The following is a 19681-nucleotide window of genomic DNA, read 5'->3' on the forward strand; positions in this document are numbered from 1 at the left end:
TCAATATCAATAACATACAATTAATTAAAACAGAAACATGTCCGTTTATGAACAGTAGCTGTACGGTACTGAACGGAGAATAGAGGAGCGTTTGGCGTTAAGCGATAAATGCACGCTGATTGCCAAACGCCTTCCGCAGGTATTATTCGTATTTAAGTGCATCAACAGGATTTGCTTTTACTGCACTGTTAGCCTGGATGCTTACTGTAATAATGGTTAATAAAATGGTTAATGCTGCGCTGATGATAAAAGGTAAAAGCGGCAAATCGATGCGATAAGCAAAGGTTTCGAGCCACTTTTTGGTCAAAACATAAGCTAAAGGCCAGGAAATAATGTTGGCTATAATCACCATAATAAAGAACGAGCTGTTGATCAGTTTAAAAATCTGCAGGTTACTTGCACCCAAAATTTTCCGTACGGCAATTTCCTTAATCTTACCTGTTGTGATATACTTCGCAAAGGCAAACAGACCGAGTATGGCTATAAAAATAGTAAGTAAAGCCGCGGCAAAAAATACAGATTGTAATTGTTCTTGCTTTTTAAACAATTTGCCATACATTTCATCTAAAAACTGGTAACGAAAATTATCGCCATCCAATTTGTTGATTTCGGGCCATTGTGCTTTCAGTGTATTTAATACGTCCGACATGCGGCTTTCTTCTATCTTGAGCATAATTTCTGTTTTCGGGTTCCCACATGGATCATTTATCGAATAAATTGTCGGTTCTACCGGTTTTTCGAAACCAAGTGTTTTAAAATCTTTTATCACACCCACAATTTTATACGCTTTGTTTTGGCAGCCCCTGATGGATTTGCCGATGGGATTGGTTATGCCATATTTGGCAACCGCAGCCTCATTCAGAATAGCAGAATTAGCCGTATCGGTTTTAAATTCTCTGGAAAAAGTTCTTCCTTCTTTAACCTTGATGTTCAACGTTTCAAAATAATCAAAATCAACATCTGTAAAGGTCAAACTTTGTTCTTTTCCATCTACCGTATATCTGTTTTTACCACCATCAGAGCCATCTGGTACCGCATTTGCCACCGTAACCGATTTCACACCAGGGATTTTCGCAATTCTATCCCTTATCGGATCAAATTTATCCGGAGAAACAAAATAGGCAAGATTTTTAATATACACTACCTGCTCGGGTTTGAAGCCAATATCCTGTGTACGCATATATTTTAACTGCGAATTGATGATCAATAAACCGGTAATAAAAATAACGGCAATGCTAAATTGGAATACCAGTAAACCATTACGCAACCAATAACTTTGTTTGCTGGTTTGGAAATTGCCCTTTAATACAAGGGCTGGTTTAAATCCGGATAAAACCATTGCCGGGTAAATACCAGCAACCAGGGTAATAAAAATTAAAATTAATGGAAGCTGCCAAAAAATAGCATTGTGAGGATCCCAGATGGATAGATTTACCGTAAACAGGTTATTAAATTTGGGCAGAATAATTTCGGCTATGATCAATCCTAAAATGGTGGCCACAAAACACTGGATGAGTATTTCGGTTAAAAACTGTAAAGCAAGCTGAAAACGGTATGCACCCATCACTTTTTTAACACCCACTTCTTTAGCCCTTTTGGTGGCCTGGGCAATGCTCAGGTTGGTAAAATTGATACAGGCAATCACCAAAATCAAAATACCCAAGACTGACAAAGCCATAAGCACTTTATAATTGGCATCGGTACCGGCCTTTGGTTTCAAGTGCAGGTTTTTTAATGGATCGAGAAATGCCTTTGTACCTTTAAAAGTCTCGTTATTGGGATCCTCTCCTGCTTTAAGCGCTTCTCTTTTATAAATTGCATTAACTTTGTGCTCCAGGGCCTCAATATCCGTCCCCGGTTTTACCTGGATGTAAGTGTTATAGTTATTATAACCATAGTTTTCGCCCAGGCCCATTTCTTTTACTACTGAAATGCCATCGAAGTTAATATTGGAATGTGGATCAGCATAAACACTTCCACTCAGTTTGCCGGTTATGCCTGAAGATTTACCGCCTATACCAATCATTTCGGGCTTACCGTTTTTATTGTTCGGAAAAAGTGTTTTATAATTTTCGTTGCTTAAGTAAAACAGGTTCTCCGTTGTGCTTTCTGGCCTAAGCAAACCATTACTGGGTTTAATCTTAAACATCTGTGCTGCATCATAATCGAGATACAGGCATTTACTTAAAAAAACAACGCCATTTTTACTGGTCACCGGAAATTCAAAATTGCTCATTTTCATGGTACCAACCGAAACGATTTCAGGCAGTTCGGCTTTTAAGGTTTTACCCAATGGCGGCGGGGTATTATTGGTTTTAAAATCGGGTAATTGCCTGCCTATCAAGTAAATTTCGTTGTAGTTGGGTTTTGCCTTATCAAAACCTGTTTCGTAGGTAAAATACATGGTAACCAAAATAAAAGCAGCTAATGCAATGGCCAGACCACCAATGTTGATGGAGGTAATTACCTTGTTCCGCCAAAGGTTACGAAGTGCGATTTTTAAGTTGAGTTTGAACATAGGGTGTAGGGTTTGAGGTGTAGGGTATGAGGTTTGCGCGCTTTAACCTTACGCCCTAAACCTTTTAACCTTCTAACTTATTCGTATTTAAGGGCATCTACAGCATTTGCTTTAGCCACTTTGAAAGTTTGCAGGCTAACGGTTAAAATGGCAATGACTACCGAGGTTAACAACGCGAGCAAAAATGGCCAGGGATTTACTGTAATTTTATAATCGTATTTTTCGAGCCATTTGGCAAGGAGAATGTAAGCCACCGGAATGGCAATCACGTTAGAAATGATCACCAGTTTCATAAAATCTTTGTTTAGCAGGATTAAAATATCCGAAAGATTGGCTCCCAGCACCTTACGGATACTGATTTCTTTGCTGCGCTGTTCGGCAGTGTACAATGCCAGGCCTAAAAGACCTAAGCAGGAAATAAAAATGGCAAATCCTCCAAAAATGTTCGAGAGTGCACTGAGCAACCGCTCGCTCCTTAGTTTCTCTGCCATGCCCTGACTAACCATTTTCACCTCAATGGGATAAGCAGGGTTTAAATTTTGACTTATTGATTTTATCTTTTCGATGGAAGTAGAAAGCGCTTGTTTAGGATTGAGTTTGAGCAGTAGCACTTTGCTAGTTCTAACGCTGAAATAATAAACGGTAGGCTGTATTTTAGAAGCAAGTGATTCATTGGAATAATCCTGTACTACACCCACAACTTTAAGCGGTGGATTATCGCCCCAATGGATAATGGTACCAACCGGATTTTTTAAACCCATTATTTTAACGGCACTTTGGTTCAGTAAAAGTGATGTGGTACTATCAGCAGAAAACTTACGGTCAAAATCCCTTCCTTCAAGCACTTTTACGCCTGTTGTTTTGGCAAAATCGAAACCTGTACTTCTATAATTGATGATGGAAACATCATTTTTGGGTTTTCCAGGCCATTGAATGTCGCCGGTAATGGAACCGCTACTGGTAAAAGAATTGGCATATTCGGTTGCAGCAACAATGGCTCCCTCCCTTTCCAATTCGTTTTTAAAAGTCTTCAGTTTCTCCGGTTTTGTCCACTCGCCTTCCAGGTCTACCTGTGCCAATGCCGTTTCGTCGAACCCTAAAGGTTTATTTTTAAGGTGCTGGATCTGACTGTAAATTACAATTGCAGAGATAATCATGCAGATAGAAAGACTAAACTGCACCACCACCAAGGTTTTACGGATGGATAAAGAACCGGTTGAACCTTTAAAACCTTTTAAAACCTTTACTGGGATAAAAGATGACAGGTAAAATGCGGGGTAACTTCCGGCAAGGAGGCCTGTAAGCAATACCATGGAAGATAAAACCGCCCAAAAGCCGATTGAACCATAATTGATTTTGATCGAAATATCGAGCAGGTTGTTAAAGTACGGCAGAGAAACTTCGAGCAGTGTAAAAGCAATTAACATGGCTAAAAACGACAACAATAATGATTCTACCATGAACTGCCCCATAATGGTATTTCGGGTAGAACCTAAAGCTTTTCGCACGCCAACCTCGCGTGCGCGTTTTTCTGATTTGGCGGTAGAAAGGTTCATGTAATTGATACAGGCGATAAACAATACACAAATGGCCAGAAAAACGAATAACTTTAACTGATCTATTTTACCGCCAACAACCTTTCCGTTGTCAAAATCATCATATAAATGCAATTTGCTAAGGGGAAAAAGAAAAGGTTCGTAGGTCATTTCTTTCAAATCGGGTTCTTTATCTACAATGAAGTGTTTTAATGCCGCATTTGTAGCCTCAAAGGAAGCATTATCTTTAAGCTGGAATAAAGTTAAACAGGTAATAGCGCCCCATCCATTTTCCTTTTCCCGAGGATTTTCCTGCTCCAAAAAGGCCCATGGCTGTAATAGATCATACTGCATGCTTTGATTTTTGGGTAGGTCTTCGATAACAGCGCTCACTTTTAAATCGATCCTGTTATCGTATTTAATGCGCTGCCCTATTGGGTTTTCATCTCCAAACAGCTTTTTAGCGGTAGATTGACTAATGAGTACGTTATTAGGTTCAGCTAACGCTGTATTTGGATCTCCATAAATAAATTTGTGATTGAGGATCTTTAAAAAATCAGGATCGACATTCATTCCTTGTAATTTAAAATTATACTGGTTATGGCTATATAGCCTTTGCCCGTTATTCATCGATATGCGGGCTGCGCTTTTAATGCCCGGCAGTTCTGCAACCCCTGCTTTCGCCAATTTATTCGGAACCGCCATGGTAGTAGCCAGTTTGCCGTTAAACTTTAAATTTAAGGCAGCCAAATATACCTTATCGGCATTTTTATATTGTTTATCGAAGCTCCATTCGTAATATACATACAGCAACAACATTAAACAACAGGCCATGCCGATTGCCAGTCCGCCAACATTGATCAATGTAAAGCCCTTGTTTTTCCAAAGGTTACGCAGTGCTATTTTTAGGTTGAGTTTAAACATATTTTTGAGGTTTTAGCGTAAAGCGTTTGGCGATGGGCGAAGCATAAACGCTGATCGCCAAGCGCTAACCGCAGATATTATTCGTATTTAAGTGCATCAACAGGATTGGCATGAGCCGTTTTATAAGCCTGGAAACTTACGGTAACCAATGCCATCAATAAGGTTCCCAATCCGGCAAGTGGCATAATCCACCATGATATTTCGGTATGAAACTCAAATTTCATCAGCCATTTATTCATTAGAAAATAACTCAGCGGAATGGCGATCACAATTGATACCACTATCATTTTTACAAAAGAGAGTGATAACAACTGCATGAGGTTGAATAAGGAAGCGCCTAATACTTTGCGCACGCCAAATTCTTTTGTTCTTTGCTCGGCACTATAAGCCACCAGACCAAAAAGGCCTAAACAGGAAACGAAAATCGCCAAACCACCGAAAAGGTTAGATAGGATGCCTAAAGTTTTTTCGGCATTGTATTTTTCAGCGTATACGTTATTTAAAAAATTAATTTCTAAAGGATAAGCTGGATTTAAAGCTTTTGTAATCCTACTGATCGTTTCGATATTACTTTGGATGCTGTTGTTTTCATTTAAACGCATGGTGATGTTTCCCGTTCGTTTCTTATCAAAAAATACCACCATCGGGTTATTCGATTTGTAGGGCGAATCCCATACGTAATCATCGAAAATGCCTATAATATTAAATTTATCATCATTAATAGTAACCGTTTTACCAACCGGATTTTTATACCCAAAAATTTTAACTGCAGAAGCACTTACCATCACCGCACTGGTATCGGAAGCGAAATTTTCAGAAAAATCCCTTCCACTAGTCAATTTGATACCATTGGTTTTGGTAAAATCGTAAGTAGTAATTACCTGGTTGAACATTTGGTTATTTGTGGCTTTCAACATTCCTTCCCATTCGATACCGGAAAAATTGCGACCTCTGTGTGATAAACTTACTGACGATTGGAACATGGAGGTAACCGCACCTGATTTTAGTAATTCCGACCGCAGCAATTCATATTTTGTTTTCAGTTCGCCATCCTGTGGCATCTCAACCAGGGCATTTACATCGAAGCCCACAGGTCTGTTTTTAATATACTGGATCTGTTTGTAAATCACCAAAGTGGAAATGATGAGGATAATAGCAAAACAGAATTGTCCCACGACCAAAACCTGTCTTAAACTCACAGAAAAGAAAGTTTTCGATTTAATTTTTCTTTTTAAGGTTTGGATCGGATTAAAAGAAGATAGGTAAAATGCAGGGTAACTACCTGCAATTAGGCCAGTAGCGATAACAATCCCTAAAATACCTACCCAACTGCTGCTGTTGAAATATGATACGTTCAACCTGATATTCAGCAGGTTATTAAAAGCTGGCAAAAAGATTTCGAGAATGGCAATGGAAAAAATCACCGCGACAAAAGTCAGCATCATCGATTCGGTTAAAAACTGGACAATGAGTGAGCCGCGGTTAGCACCAATGGTCTTTTTTATACCAACTTCTTTTGCACGTTTTTCTGATTTGGCCGTTGCCATATTCATAAAATTGATACAGGCGATTAACAAGATGCCAAAAGCCAGGCCAACAAACAGATAAATCTGCTCTATAGCACCGCCAGCACTTTTACCATCTTCAAACTTGCCATATAAATGTAATTTAGCCAATGGATACAATACCTGGGTTTGCTGGTTGTTGGTGTTATTTTTTTTCTCTATCTGATTTATTTTTTGGTTAACCAGGTCTAAATTCGCATCGCTTTTTAACATTACAAGTGTTATAAAACTGTAATTGCTCCAGTTTAAATCTTTGGCGCTTTCGTCAATAGTTTCGTATAAAGCCCAGGGCATTAAATAATCAAATTTGTTTGAGCTGTTATCGGGCTGGTCTTTAATTACACCGGTAATATTCAAATCGAACTGATCTTTAAAACGCACCGATTTATTCAACACATCAGTAGTTCCAAACAGTATTTTAGCGGTAGATTCTGTTAAAATAACCGAATTAGGGCTACTCAAAGCGGTATTCTCATTGCCCTGAATAAATTCATAGTCGTACATTTTCAGGATATCGGGCTCAGCGAATTTAGATTGACGTTTGAAAGCGTTCTGTCCGTTGGCAATTAAATTTTTACCTCCGTAATCCATCCTTGCCATATATTTCAGCTCGGGCAGGCCCTGCTTAATTACCGGACCAAATGCCGTGGTTGAACCTTCAAACGTTCCTGAAATTTTACCGTTATCACCTGGAATATTGGTCATAGTAGTATAAACATCGGCCGAATTTTTAGCCTGCTTATCAAAGTTCCATTCGTAGGTAACGTACAACAGCAACGTTAAACAGGCAGCCAAGCCGATGGCCAGACCAATTACGTTAATAAACGAGCTTACCTTATTTTTCCAAAGGTTACGTAAAGCTATTTTAAGGTTTAATCTAAACATCTTTTTAAGGTTGAAGGTAGGAAGGTTGAAGGTTGGAAGGTTGAGGTGTATATACCTTCAACCTCTATTACCATCTTTCTTCTAACCATTATGTCTAATTTTAATATTTTCTAAAACCAGAAAGGTTGAGGGGCTAGGCTTTTCAACCTTCTACCCTATTACCCTCTAGCTTCGCACCATTACTCGTACTTTAAAGCATCAACAGGATTAGCATGAGCAACTTTATACGATTGTAAACTCACAATAACAACTGTAAGTAAAAGCGTAATTAATCCTGATAAAATGAAAGGCAAAACAGGCATGGCTATCCTAAAGGCAAAACCATTAAGCCATTCTCTTAATATGAAATAGGCAATTGGCCAGGCAATTAGGTTTGCCAGTACAATAAGTTTGGCAAATCCTTTATTTAATAAGCCCAGGATATCAAAAATTGAGGCACCAAGAACTTTTCTAATGTTAATTTCTTTACTTCTGCGCTGAGTGGTAAATGTGGCGATGGCAAAAATCCCCATTAAGGCAAGCGCAACCGTAATGATGGATAAAAATGCAACAACACTTCGGAGTTGCATCTGTTTTTGCAGCAGCTTTTCGAATGATTTATCCAGCAAACTATATTTAATCGGAAAATCGGGTTCGAGTTTTGTCCATTCTTTTTCTATCTGCGAAATAACTGCTGCAGATTTTTGCGCAGAAACATTGATCAAAACATATCGAAGCGGATTTCCTTTAATATATTGAAAAACAATTGGCTGATAGGCTTTTTCAGGACTATAATGGTTAAAATCTTTTACCAGGCCAACTACTTTCACATCCCTTGTATGGAATTTAAGCATTTTGCCAACAGGATTTTGAAGATTAAAAGTTTTAGCTGCAGTTTCTGTCAGTATCAGCGAATTCAGGGTATCAGTTGCTATGGCGGCACTAAACGGCCTTCCATCAACAATTTTCATCCCCATGGTGTTAAAATAATCTACATCGATAGAAATAAAATTGGCATTGTAGGTTTTTCCCTGGTTTACATAACTATTTCCACCCATATCTTCACCCGGAATATGATCGGCCCTGCTGATGCTGTTTACACCACTGATATTTTTTAGCGTATTTTTTACTTTCTGGTAATGTGCTTCACTATCATCTTGTAAATTGATGGCCATTACCTGTTGTGGCTTATAGCCCAAATCACGTTGCTGCATGTAGTTCAGCTGATTATTGATGATCCAGATGCCTGAAATAAATAAAACTGCAATGGCAAACTGAAGTACAATTAAGCTGTTTCTAATCCAATAACCATTATTGCTGTTCGCAAAATTCCCTTTTAATACCTTGGCAGGAATGATATTACTAATGAGTAATGCCGGATAAAGGCCCACAATTAAGGTTACCGTTAAAAGCAATAGTAAAACCTGGCCCGCTATCTGGCTGTAATCAGAAAAGTAATTGAGCTGGATAGATGAACCAATGGTATTATTGAAGGCAGGCAGAAAGAGTTCTACCATTATAACGGCCATAACCAGACTTATTAGGCACTGAAAGGCTGTTTCTAAAATAAACTGCATGCCAATCTGCATTTTATGTGCACCTAAAACTTTCCTTACACCAGTTTCTTTAGCTCTTTTTGTGGCAATAGTAATGGATAAATTGGTAAAGTTGACCGCAGCAATAACCAAAACGAGCGTAGCTACAATAAACATCAGGTACATGTAACGCCCCATGCCATTACCTGTAAATTCGTACTCTACATCGGCTTTGGTTAAATGTATCGCTTTTACAGGCTGCAGATAAAGTTTGTTTTGGGTAATAAATTCAGAAAAGCCACTTTTTTCTTCATTTGGTAATTTGGCCAGTTCGGCGTTTAATATTTCTGTACGGTTCTTATTTAATAAATCTGTTGTTTGCGCCAGGTTACTGTTCGCATTCAATTTTACATAAGTGTAAAAGTTATTACTGTAATAATCTTCACTGGCACTCTTTTTAAACCTCCTGATCAATTTAAAATGAAAATGTGATGGAAATTTAGCTTCATCTATCACAGCGGCTACGGTACAGGGTAATGTTTGATCGAGTAGAATGGTTTCACCAACCGGATTTACCCCAATTCCAAAAAGCGTTTCACTCATTGTTTTACTTAAAATCAACGTTTGCGGTTTGCTAAATGCAGTTTCTGCATTACCATAAACCAATGGGTAATTAAATACCTTTAAAAAATTACTGTCAGCAAGTAAAACATCGTTGATATATAAACTTTTGGTTTTTGTTTTAAGCAACAAATCTCCAAACCAGTAATCCTGTATCCGTGTTGCAGCTTCAACCGCAGGGATTTTCTCCTTACTCACGGTTGCCATATTACCAGGGCTTAAAGCAACATTTTCGGTTGTGGATTTATAATTTACGCGATAAATATGCTCATAACCCGAATTCCAGGAATCATATCCTTTTTCATAATTCGCATATAACATGGTTAAAATAAAAATGGTTAAGGCCACGGCCAAACCAAATATGCTGATCATGGCATAACTTTTATTCTTCCAAAGGTTACGTAACGCTATTTTTAAATTGAGTTTAAACATTAGGTTTAAGGTTTAGGGTATACGGCTTAGGGTGTTGGCGTACTAATCATACGCTTTACACCATAAATTCTTATACCTTGTTTATATTCTATCTTTAGGTTTAGGGTTGGCATAATATTGTTAAGCCTTATCCTTACGCCTTATTCATATTGTGTTAATTGGATTTAAGGTATAGCGTATTAACCTTAAACCTTACGCCTTATTCATACTTAAGTGCATCTACCGGGTTTGCCTTTGCCACTTTTACCGATTGGATACTTACGGTAAGTATTGCTATAATAACCGACAGGCTAATGGCAGCAATAAACGGCAATGCAGAAACTGAAATGCGGTATTCGTAACCCGAAAGCCATTTGTTAATAATAATATAGGCCAATGGAAATGCAATTATATTTGCAATAGCAACCAGTTTAATAAAATCTTTATTTAATAAAGTGAGGATGTTGGTTGTACTTGCGCCCAAAACCTTACGGATGCTGATTTCTTTTTTGCGCTGCTCGGCCATAAACAGTGCTAACCCCAGTAAACCTAAGCACGAAATAAAGATGGCAAAACCTCCAAACCAGTTAGAAAGTGTGCCTAACAGCTTTTCATTTCTGAATTTTAATTCAAAATTATCGTCTACAAATTTTATTGTTGCAGGGTAAGCCGGATTTAACCTTTTTACCGTTTCATTAATCTGGTTAACAGACGAGGTAATGTTATTTTTATCGTTTAACCGCATAATGATGGTAGTGGTACGGTTAGGGTTTTGCGCAATAAGCAGTGGTTTGGCTTTTTGATATGGAGATTCCATTACATAATCTTTTACTACGCCAATGATTCTTATGGGCTGATCCCAATCGATCATTTTACCTACCGGATTTTTCATCCCCATAACTTTAACCATTGCTTCATTAACCAGCACATTGGCTGTATCTACAAAATCTTTCGAAAAATCTCTACCCTGCAGTATTTCCATTCCGGTAGTTTTGGTCAGGTCGAGATTGGTAAACCTAAAGTTGACCAGGATTTTATCTTTTTCGTTTTTGCCCGGCCAGTTGATTCCATAAGTGTTGTTTCCGCCACCGGTTAACGACATGCTGTATTCGGTAAAGCCAGTTATAGCGCCTGATTTGAGCAATTCATCCTTTAAAATTTCGCGCTTTTCTTTTTTTGAAAATTCACCTTCGGTAGAAATCTGTACCAGGTTAGCTTTATTGTAACCGATTGGTTTATTTTTGATATAATTTAACTGCTGGTAAATTACTCCGGTACAAACAATTAAACAAGCAGCAAACACAAATTGAAAAATCACCAGAAATTTACGGATAGACAGTGTAGAGCCTCCCGAAATTTTAAATCCTTTTAAAACCTTAACCGGATCGAAAGAAGAGAGGTAAAATGCAGGGTAACTTCCGGCTATAAAAGCGGTTAGCAACGTCAAACCTAAAAATACAGTCCAGAATTTATAATCGCTATAGTTAATATCAAGGGTAATCCCCAACAGATTATTGAAATATGGCAAACTTACTTCAATCAGTACAAAAGCCACCAACATGCTCAATGTGGTTAATAAAACAGACTCGAACATAAACTGACCTACAAGATTATTTCTGGAAGAACCAATGGCTTTACGCACGCCAACCTCCCGGGCCCTCTTTTCTGATTTGGCAGTAGAAAGGTTCATAAAATTAACACAGGCAATTAAAAGGATGCAGAAAGCCAGTAAGAAAAATATCCTTAGCTGATCTATCCTTCCACCAACATTTTTGCCATTTTCGAATTTATCGTATAAATGCCATTTAGAAAGCGGATGCATAAAAGGCTCACCATTCGCTTCTTTATCATGCGCCTTGATCATACCATTTAACTGGTGATTGGCCTGATCAAAAAATGAATTGTTTTGAAGTTGCATAAACATCATACAATAATTATTGCCCCAGCCACTGTTTTTTGTCCATGGATTTAATTTTTCATACAATTTCCACGACATAATATAATCCAGTTCAAGCGTCGAATTTTTTGGCCGGTCTGCAATTACGCCTTCAACCTTTAAATTATCTTTATTATCAATCTTTATTACTTTGTTAAGCGGATCTTCATTACCAAAAAGGTTTTTAGCCAGTGTTTCTGTCAGAATCACCCCATCTATGCTATTCAAAAATGTATTGGCATTCCCTTTCAACACCTTATAATCAAACATTTTAAGAAAATCGGGATCACCAAAAACAGCATTCATTTTAAAGTTGTTCTGGTTGTAAGATAAAAGCATCGGCTCAGGATAAGATAAACGGCTTACCTTTGCTAATCCTGGTACTTTATCTTTTATTTCGTCTTTTAACTGGCCAGGGAAAGCCATAAAACTAAAAGTTTCGGAGGCTGTTTTTTGATTATTGTAAAGCACATATGTTTTATCATAATCGGTAAATTGCTTATCATAACCATATTCATAAGCAACATATAGCAACAAAATCATACAGCTGGCCAAACCAATGGCCAAGCCGCCCAAATTAATCAGGGTAAAGCCTTTGTTTCTCCAGAGGTTGCGGAATGCTATTTTTAGGTTGAGTTTGAACATAAGGTGTAGGGTTTAGGGTGTAGGGGTTATGGTCTGGGCGCTTTAACCTTACGCCCTAAATCTTCTAATCTTCCACCTTATTCGTATTTAAGTGCATCAATAGGGTTTGCTTTGGCTACTTTAACAGACTGGGCACTCACTGTAAGTATGGCAATGAGTACTGACAAAGTAACGGCAACAATAAATGGCATTGCAGATATAGAGATGCGGTACTCGAAAGCTGAAAGCCATTTATTTATAATAATATATGCTAATGGGAATGCTATGAGATTGGCAATGGCCACCAGTTTTATAAAATCTTTATTTAGTAACACGAGGATATTGCCAGTGCTGGCGCCTAAAACCTTACGGATACTGATTTCTTTTTTGCGTTGCTCTGCCATAAAAAGCGCCAGGCCTAATAATCCTAAACAAGAAATAAAAATGGCGAAACCACCAAACCAGTTTGAAAGTGAACCTAGAATTTTTTCATTTTTAAATTTTACTTCAAAAGATTCGTTCACAAATTTGCGGTTAACAGGATAATTAGGTTCCATTTGTTTTACTAAATCATCAATTTTGGCCAGTGATGAACTGATGTTTTGATTTGGATTTAAACGCGCAATGATAACCCGCGCATCGTACTTTCCATTTGACCTAAAAATCATTGGGGCCACTCTTTGGTAAACACTTTCTACCACAAAATCTTTTACAATGCCAACTATAGTCAGCTTTTTATCTCCCCAGAAAGTAATTACTTTGCCAATTGGATTTTTTAATTGCATCATTCTCACAGCCGCCTCATTTAACAATACGCTGGCTGTATCGTTAGGAAATTTCGCAGAAAACTCCCTGCCACTAATCATTTTAGTGCCAATAGTTTCAACAAAATCATACCCTATTGATCTATGGTTAAAAGAAATTTTCTCATTCGGGTTTTTACCTTCCCATTCTACCCCCGTTGTATTATCTCCTCCTTCAGTAAAATCAGTACTAAAAGAAGTAACATGAGTTGTTGCACCAGCTGCTATTAGTTGCGTTTTAAGCAATTCTAGTTTAGCGGCATCGTTCATTTGGCCAACTACTGCTATTTGCAATAAATTAGATTGATTGTAACCAATAGGCTTGTTTTTAACATAATTAAGTTGTTGATAAATTACTGCGGTACAAATAATTAAACCAGCAGCAAAAACAAATTGCCCTACTACCAATACTTTCCTTACCAAAGCTGATGAATCTGTTTTAAGGGTGAAACCTTTTAACACTTTAATCGGCTCGAAAGAAGATAAATAAAGTGCCGGATAACTACCTGCCACAAATCCGGTTAAAAACATTAGCCCCACAAGTGTTAACCAAAATGTGCCATTATGGTAATCGATTGATAAATTAATATCTAACAAACTATTAAAATATGGTAAGCTAACTTCAATTAAGATAAAAGCAAAAACTGTGGCGATAAATGTGATGAGCAGGGACTCTAAAAAAAACTGATATATTAATGATTTACGTGTTGATCCAATTGCTTTACGAACGCCAACTTCTTTTGCCCTACGTTCTGACCGTGCTGTAGATAAATTCATAAAATTTACACAGGCAATTAATAAGATGCAAAAGGCCAGTAATAAAAATATTTTAAGCTGATCTATTTTTCCACCTACCGATTTACCGTTTTGAAAATCATCGTATAAATGCCATTTGGTTAAAGGATGCAATAAAGCTACGGATGTATTATCTTTTTGATTGCGTTTGTAAATACCCTCCATCAAATCATTTGCATTATTGAAAAAGCTATTATCCTTTAACTGAACAAGTGTTAAACACATATTATTTCCCCAATTGCCTTCCTTTACCCAAGATTGGCGCTTTTCGAACAATGCCCAGGGCATAATACATTCAAAAATTAAGCTGCTGTTTGCAGGAGCATCTTCTATTACCGCTTCTACTTTTAATACTTCCTCGTTTTCGAGCTTTACTGTCTTATTAACAGGATCTTCATTTCCAAATAATTTTGTTGCAAAAGACCTGGTCAGAATAATGGTATTTACATCTTTTAAAACTGTAGACGAATTACCTTCAAGAAATTTATAATCCAATATTTTAATAAAATTCTGATCGGCAAATACAGCATTGCTATTTATCTTATTATCGCCAACGGTAATGAGTTGTTTTCTTGGGTAAGTAGTGTGAGAGGCATATTTAACCCCAGGTATTTTTTCCTGCACTTCTTTAGCCATCACATTAGGTGTCCACGCCCAGCTGAAAGTTTTACCATTTGCTACCATATTTTGATAAACTACATAAGTTTTTTCATGATTAGAAAACTGTTTATCGTAGCTCCATTCGTAGTTCACATACAATAACAAAACCATGCAACTGGCCAAACCAATAGCCAATCCGCCGATGTTGATCAGGGAGAAGCCCTTGCTTTTCCAAAGGTTACGTAAGGCTATTTTTAGGTTTAATTTGAACATATTCGTAGTATCTGGTAATTAGTATCAAGTATCAAGACGGTATCAGTCATAAAGATTCCGGGCAAAATGCTTTGGTCTTTCTTTTTAACTTTTCTTGATGCCGATCCAAAATCTCCCCATCCGGGGAAGATTGTTGGTGGCTATTATTAACTAAACTAAAATCTTTTTTGAGGTTGAAGGCGGGAAGGTGGAGGGTTAAAGGTGATACAACTCGACCTTCTACCTTAAAACCTTCAGCCTTTTGCCCTTTATATCAGCTCCTCGTTCCGGCTTTTGTTAATCTTTTCGGAAATCACATGACCATCTTTCAGGTTAATAATCCGGTTAGAAAAACTGGCATCGTGACTGGAGTGGGTTACCATTACGATGGTTGTTCCGGTTTCGTTCAACTCGCAGAGCAGTTCCATTACTTCGTTACCATGCGAACTATCGAGGTTTCCGGTAGGCTCATCGGCTAAAACCAGTTTAGGTTTGGTTACCAAAGCCCTTGCTACAGCAACACGCTGCTGTTGTCCACCCGATAACTGTTGAGGAAAGTGTCCGCTACGGTTTACAATGTTCATCCTTTCGATGATTTCGTTTACCAGTTTTTTGCGTTCGCCGGCTGCAACTTTATTGTAAATCAATGGCAGTTCGATGTTTTCAAAAACCGTTAACTCATCGATCAGGTTAAAATTCTGGAAAACGAAGCCCATATTTCGCTTACGGAAATTTGAACGTTCCCTGTCGTTTAGCGTTAAAAGCTCTGTATCGATAAACTTATAACTTCCGCTTTCAGGCTTGTCTAATAAACCCATTACATTTAATAAGGTAGATTTTCCACAGCCAGATGGGCCCATGATGGAAACAAATTCGCCTGCTGCCACATGAAGGTTAATTCCGTTAAGTGCAGTGGTTTCTACCTCTTCAGTTTTGTAAACTTTTTCCAGATTTTCTATTTTAATCATCGTATCAAGTGTTATTCTAGTTTTATATCTAGTATCAAGTATTTAGTATCAAGTATCAAGACCTGATTATATTATTATTTATTTTGGTTCATTGGTCATTAGTTCATTGGTACTGCATGATTTCAAATCACAAATCCCAATTTTTCAAAGTCCAAATCTGTTACCGGCTAATTTTAGTTTATTGGTTATTGATTCATTAGTTATTGGTCATTGTTATATTCAACTTAAAACTCCCAACTCAAAACTCCCAACTTATTTATTGATCACCACCTGATCGTATTGGTTAAACTGATCGTATGATGAGGTAATTACTTCGTCTCCTTTTTGCAAACCATCTAATATTTCATAGTAGAGGTAATTTTTTCTGCCAATTTTTACGTTTTTCTTGGTTGCTTTGCCATTGTTTACCACAAATACCCATGAGCCACCCGTACTCTGGAAAAACTGTCCTTGTGCTAAAAGCAACGATTTGCTATTATCCGACAGGGTTAACTTGGTCTGTAATGATAAACCTCTACGTAAGCCTTCGGGTGCAGGACCTTTAAACACCATCTCCACTTGAAACTGACCGGCAGTAACCTCTGGAATTACCTTGCTTACTGTTAAGTTATAAGTTTTGCCATTAAATTCGCAACTGGCAGTCTGGCCTTCTTTAACCCTGTTGATGTAATATTCATCCACACCGGCCTGAAGTTTATAACCTTGCAAAACGTCGATTTTACCGATCATTTCGTTGGAGTTGTATGATTTGCCAATTACGGGATCGTAAGACGATAATTTACCCGAAACCGGAGCTTTGATCGTCATATTTTCAATATTTTTACGGATCATTTCCAAACTTTCGTTCATTTGCCCCATTGATTGGTCGATCTGCGCCAACTGCATTTTTCTGCTCTGGTTTTCCTGCTTAATAGCCTGACGTACGATTTTCAATTTGCCCTGGTAATATTCGTAATCCTGGCTCGATTTATTAAGTTCTTGCAACGTAATTACTTTTTTGGCAAATAGCGAACTATCCAAACGGTATTGGCGCGTTGCTGTTCTCAAATTATTTTCTACATCTAAAACATCCTGATTTAATACCCGCTGGTTTTGTTCTAAATCTAAGCGTGATTTACGTAACTGATTAATCTGCTCAGTAGCAGCAGTTTGACTGGAAGTATAACTCAACATCGCATTTGAGTTCGAGATTCTTAACAAAGGCGTACCTTTTACTACCGAAGCACCATTTTCGGTAAATATTTCGGCAACCGTACCACCTTCTGATGAACTTACAATTACCGAAGTTAATGGAACAACACTGGCATTTAATAAAACTACATCTTCAAAATCGCCGTATTCTACTTTGCTGATTGTTAATTTATCGGCATCGGCGCTGTAAACTTTTTTAAGGGATAAAGTATAGCCATAAATTACAACTGCTACAAAAGCAATCGCCCCCCCTATAATGATGAGGGTTTTAGTGCTAAATCTTTTTTTCTCTATTTTCTTGTCCATGTGTTCGGTTGTACTGTTCGTTTTCCCTTATGCCAAGCTTGTGCCAAAAGCAACAAACATAATTAAAGCACTAATAATCAATTAATTAAAAGTTTTTATAATTTTTATCTGTTCATTATCGGACAGTTCGTGTGCGCGAGCGGACAGTTTTGGTATTTTTGCCCCACCCCTTCATCCCCTCCCCTGGAGGAGAGAGGGCAGGTGCAAAAACATGGTGCAGATTTTTTGAAGAGATAAATAGCCCAAAACCATTATCTTTAATAGGTTAAGTTTAGTCTATTAGATATGGCGGATTATAAGGATAACCTATTTGATGGTGCCAATTCGAAGCTTTTAGAGTTTTCGAAAGCATTAAGGAGAAATCAAACAGAGGCTGAAGAAATGATGTGGCAATGTTTGAGGAATAGAAAAATCCTGAATTTTAAATTTACAAGACAGCATCCGGTAAATAAACATATTGGAGATTTTTACTGCCATGAGCTAAATTAATCATTGAAATTGATGGATGGATACACCACAACCCCGAAAATCAACAATATGATCAAAAGCGTACTGATGAACTTAAAAAGATTGGGATAAAGGTAATCCGCTTTACAAATCAAGCTATAAATAATAACCTGGACGAGGTTATTAATGCTATTAAAATTCACCTTTCTCTTTAAAAATGGAGAAAAAAATAATAAACCCAACAAAAATTGTGGGTTTAAACCACAAAATACCGTTACCACTCCTGCAGGAGAGGGACAGCAAATATATATATATATACTAACTTTAATAGGGAGAGGCTATGCTAGACGCCACAGTTTTAATTATCGATGATGATGACGATATCCTGCTCAGTGCCCGTTTGTTTCTAAAACAGCAGGTAAAGCAGGTAATTACCTGTAAATCGCCTAAAGAAATCAATGTTTTATTGAGTAAAAATGAAGTTGACATCATTCTGCTCGATATGAATTACCAAAAAGGTGCTAGTGATGGCAGAGAAGGTTTATACTGGCTCGAGCACATTTTATCTATCGATAAAGATTATGTGGTGATCTTGATGACGGCTTTTGGAAACGTAGAACTGGCTGTTAAAGCGATAAAAAAGGGCGCTACAGATTTTATTTTAAAACCCTGGGAAAATGAAAAACTTTTCGCCACCATTTCTGCAGCATCCAAACTACGCGAATCGACCCGAAAAGTAAAAAAACTCGAAAAAATACACTCTTCCCTTCAAAAAGACCTTACCCGAGGTTTTGAAAACATTGTTGGTCAGGCCGATGGCATAAAACAGTTGCAGGCCACCTTATTAAAAGTTGCGCCGACAGATGCCAATGTGCTTATTTTGGGAGAAAATGGTACCGGAAAACAGGTTTTTGCTTATGAAATCCATGGAAATTCGCAAAGGAAAAATCAGGTTTTTATGCATGTTGATTTAGGTTCCCTGAACGAAAATTTATTCGAAAGTGAGCTATTCGGTTATGCCAAAGGTGCTTTTACCGATGCCAAAGAAGATAAACCCGGCCGTTTTGAACTGGCAGATGGCGGATCAATCTTTTTAGATGAGATTGGAAATTTAACATTACCGCTTCAGGCCAAGCTTTTAAGCGTTTTACAAAACCGCACGGTTACCCGTTTAGGCGAAAGTAAAGAGCGCAAGGTAAATGTTCGCCTCATTACCGCTACCAATATGCCATTAAACGAAATGGTGGCTAAAAACACCTTCAGGCAGGATTTACTTTTCCGGATCAACACCGTTGAATTGGTGTTACCACCTTTACGCAAGCGCGGAACGGATATTTTACTATTGGCCAATCATTTTATGCAGGTTTTCAGTTCCAAGTATCACAAAGAAATTCGTAAACTCAGCCATAAAGCCGAAGATGTGCTTTTAAATTATAAATGGCCAGGCAATGTGCGCGAATTACAGCATGTTTTAGAACGGGCCGTAATTATGAGTGATGGAACTGAAATTTCGGAAGAAGATTTACAGTTAAGCCCGCAGCGTTTTGCGCAAAATAACTCCATGCCCGATGAAATGGCTTTAGAAGATATGGAAAAAATGATGGTGCAGAAAGCAATCGACAAACACAAAGGAAACATATCAAAAGCTGCTGCCGAGCTGGGCTTAACCCGGGCCGCACTTTACAGAAGAATCGAAAAATTTGGAATCTGAGAGAGGTTTGAGGTATAAGGTTTAAGGCGTAAGGTTATAATGCCGTTCTTCAACCCTAAACCCTATACCTTAAAC

General features: G+C 37.8%; 9 protein-coding genes and 1 pseudogene. 2 read left to right on the forward strand and 8 right to left on the reverse strand.

The genetic code is table 11. The annotated features are described in order from the left end of the window. Positions 1–142: 142 nt before the first annotated feature. From R2R28_RS21815 to R2R28_RS21850, 8 genes are all read right to left on the reverse strand, one after another. The gene (locus R2R28_RS21815) at positions 143–2518 is read right to left on the reverse strand and encodes an ABC transporter permease (RefSeq protein WP_316827771.1); all 2376 of its coding nucleotides are present in this window, start codon (positions 2516–2518) and stop codon (positions 143–145) included. A gap of 77 nt (positions 2519–2595) precedes the next feature. Further along, positions 2596–4977 carry an ABC transporter permease gene (locus R2R28_RS21820; RefSeq protein WP_316827772.1) on the reverse strand — a complete coding sequence of 794 codons (2382 nt, stop codon included), beginning with the start codon at positions 4975–4977 and terminating at the stop codon, positions 2596–2598. 77 nt (positions 4978–5054) lie between these two features. Beyond that, positions 5055–7427: an ABC transporter permease gene (locus R2R28_RS21825; RefSeq protein WP_316827773.1), complete on the reverse strand. Its 2373-nt coding sequence runs from the start codon at positions 7425–7427 to the stop codon at positions 5055–5057. Between the two features lie 179 nt (positions 7428–7606). Beyond that, entirely contained in the window at positions 7607–9994 is a 2388-nt protein-coding gene (locus R2R28_RS21830) for an ABC transporter permease (protein WP_316827774.1), read from the reverse strand. A gap of 199 nt (positions 9995–10193) precedes the next feature. Next, positions 10194–12554, reverse strand: coding sequence for an ABC transporter permease (locus R2R28_RS21835; protein ID WP_316827775.1), 2361 nt, complete (start codon positions 12552–12554; stop codon positions 10194–10196). Between the two features lie 77 nt (positions 12555–12631). Continuing rightward, positions 12632–15004, reverse strand: coding sequence for an ABC transporter permease (locus tag R2R28_RS21840; RefSeq protein ID WP_316827776.1), 2373 nt, complete (start codon positions 15002–15004; stop codon positions 12632–12634). Positions 15005–15252: 248 nt separating this feature from the next. Further along, positions 15253–15951, reverse strand: coding sequence for an ABC transporter ATP-binding protein (locus R2R28_RS21845; protein ID WP_025142969.1), 699 nt, complete (start codon positions 15949–15951; stop codon positions 15253–15255). Positions 15952–16203: 252 nt separating this feature from the next. Further along, a complete protein-coding gene (locus R2R28_RS21850) occupies positions 16204–17448 on the reverse strand; it encodes an efflux RND transporter periplasmic adaptor subunit (protein ID WP_316827777.1) in 1245 nt (414 codons plus the stop codon). Between the two features lie 384 nt (positions 17449–17832). Between R2R28_RS21850 and R2R28_RS29225 the strand changes: the two are divergent. Continuing rightward, positions 17833–18110 (forward strand): annotated as a pseudogene (locus tag R2R28_RS29225) (endonuclease domain-containing protein). 125 nt (positions 18111–18235) lie between these two features. Continuing rightward, a complete protein-coding gene (locus tag R2R28_RS21860; RefSeq protein WP_316827779.1) occupies positions 18236–19606 on the forward strand; it encodes a sigma-54 dependent transcriptional regulator in 1371 nt (456 codons plus the stop codon). Positions 19607–19681 lie beyond the last annotated feature (75 nt).

The organism is Pedobacter miscanthi (genome assembly GCF_032678605.1).
In the GTDB taxonomy this organism is placed as follows: Bacteria; Bacteroidota; Bacteroidia; order Sphingobacteriales; family Sphingobacteriaceae; genus Pedobacter; species Pedobacter miscanthi_A.

Bases quoted from the DNA above. Each gene is read 5' to 3' on its own strand.
- R2R28_RS21850 (WP_316827777.1), bottom strand. From the start codon at position 17,448: ATGGACAAGAAAATAGAGAAAAAAAGATTTAGCACTAAAACCCTCATC.
- R2R28_RS21820 (WP_316827772.1), bottom strand. From the start codon at position 4,977: ATGTTTAAACTCAACCTAAAAATAGCACTGCGTAACCTTTGGAAAAAC.
- R2R28_RS21840 (WP_316827776.1), bottom strand. From the start codon at position 15,004: ATGTTCAAATTAAACCTAAAAATAGCCTTACGTAACCTTTGGAAAAGC.
- R2R28_RS21860 (WP_316827779.1), top strand. From the start codon at position 18,236: ATGCTAGACGCCACAGTTTTAATTATCGATGATGATGACGATATCCTG.
- R2R28_RS21830 (WP_316827774.1), bottom strand. From the start codon at position 9,994: ATGTTTAAACTCAATTTAAAAATAGCGTTACGTAACCTTTGGAAGAAT.
- R2R28_RS21815 (WP_316827771.1), bottom strand. From the start codon at position 2,518: ATGTTCAAACTCAACTTAAAAATCGCACTTCGTAACCTTTGGCGGAAC.
- R2R28_RS21835 (WP_316827775.1), bottom strand. From the start codon at position 12,554: ATGTTCAAACTCAACCTAAAAATAGCATTCCGCAACCTCTGGAGAAAC.
- R2R28_RS21825 (WP_316827773.1), bottom strand. From the start codon at position 7,427: ATGTTTAGATTAAACCTTAAAATAGCTTTACGTAACCTTTGGAAAAAT.
- R2R28_RS21845 (WP_025142969.1), bottom strand. From the start codon at position 15,951: ATGATTAAAATAGAAAATCTGGAAAAAGTTTACAAAACTGAAGAGGTA.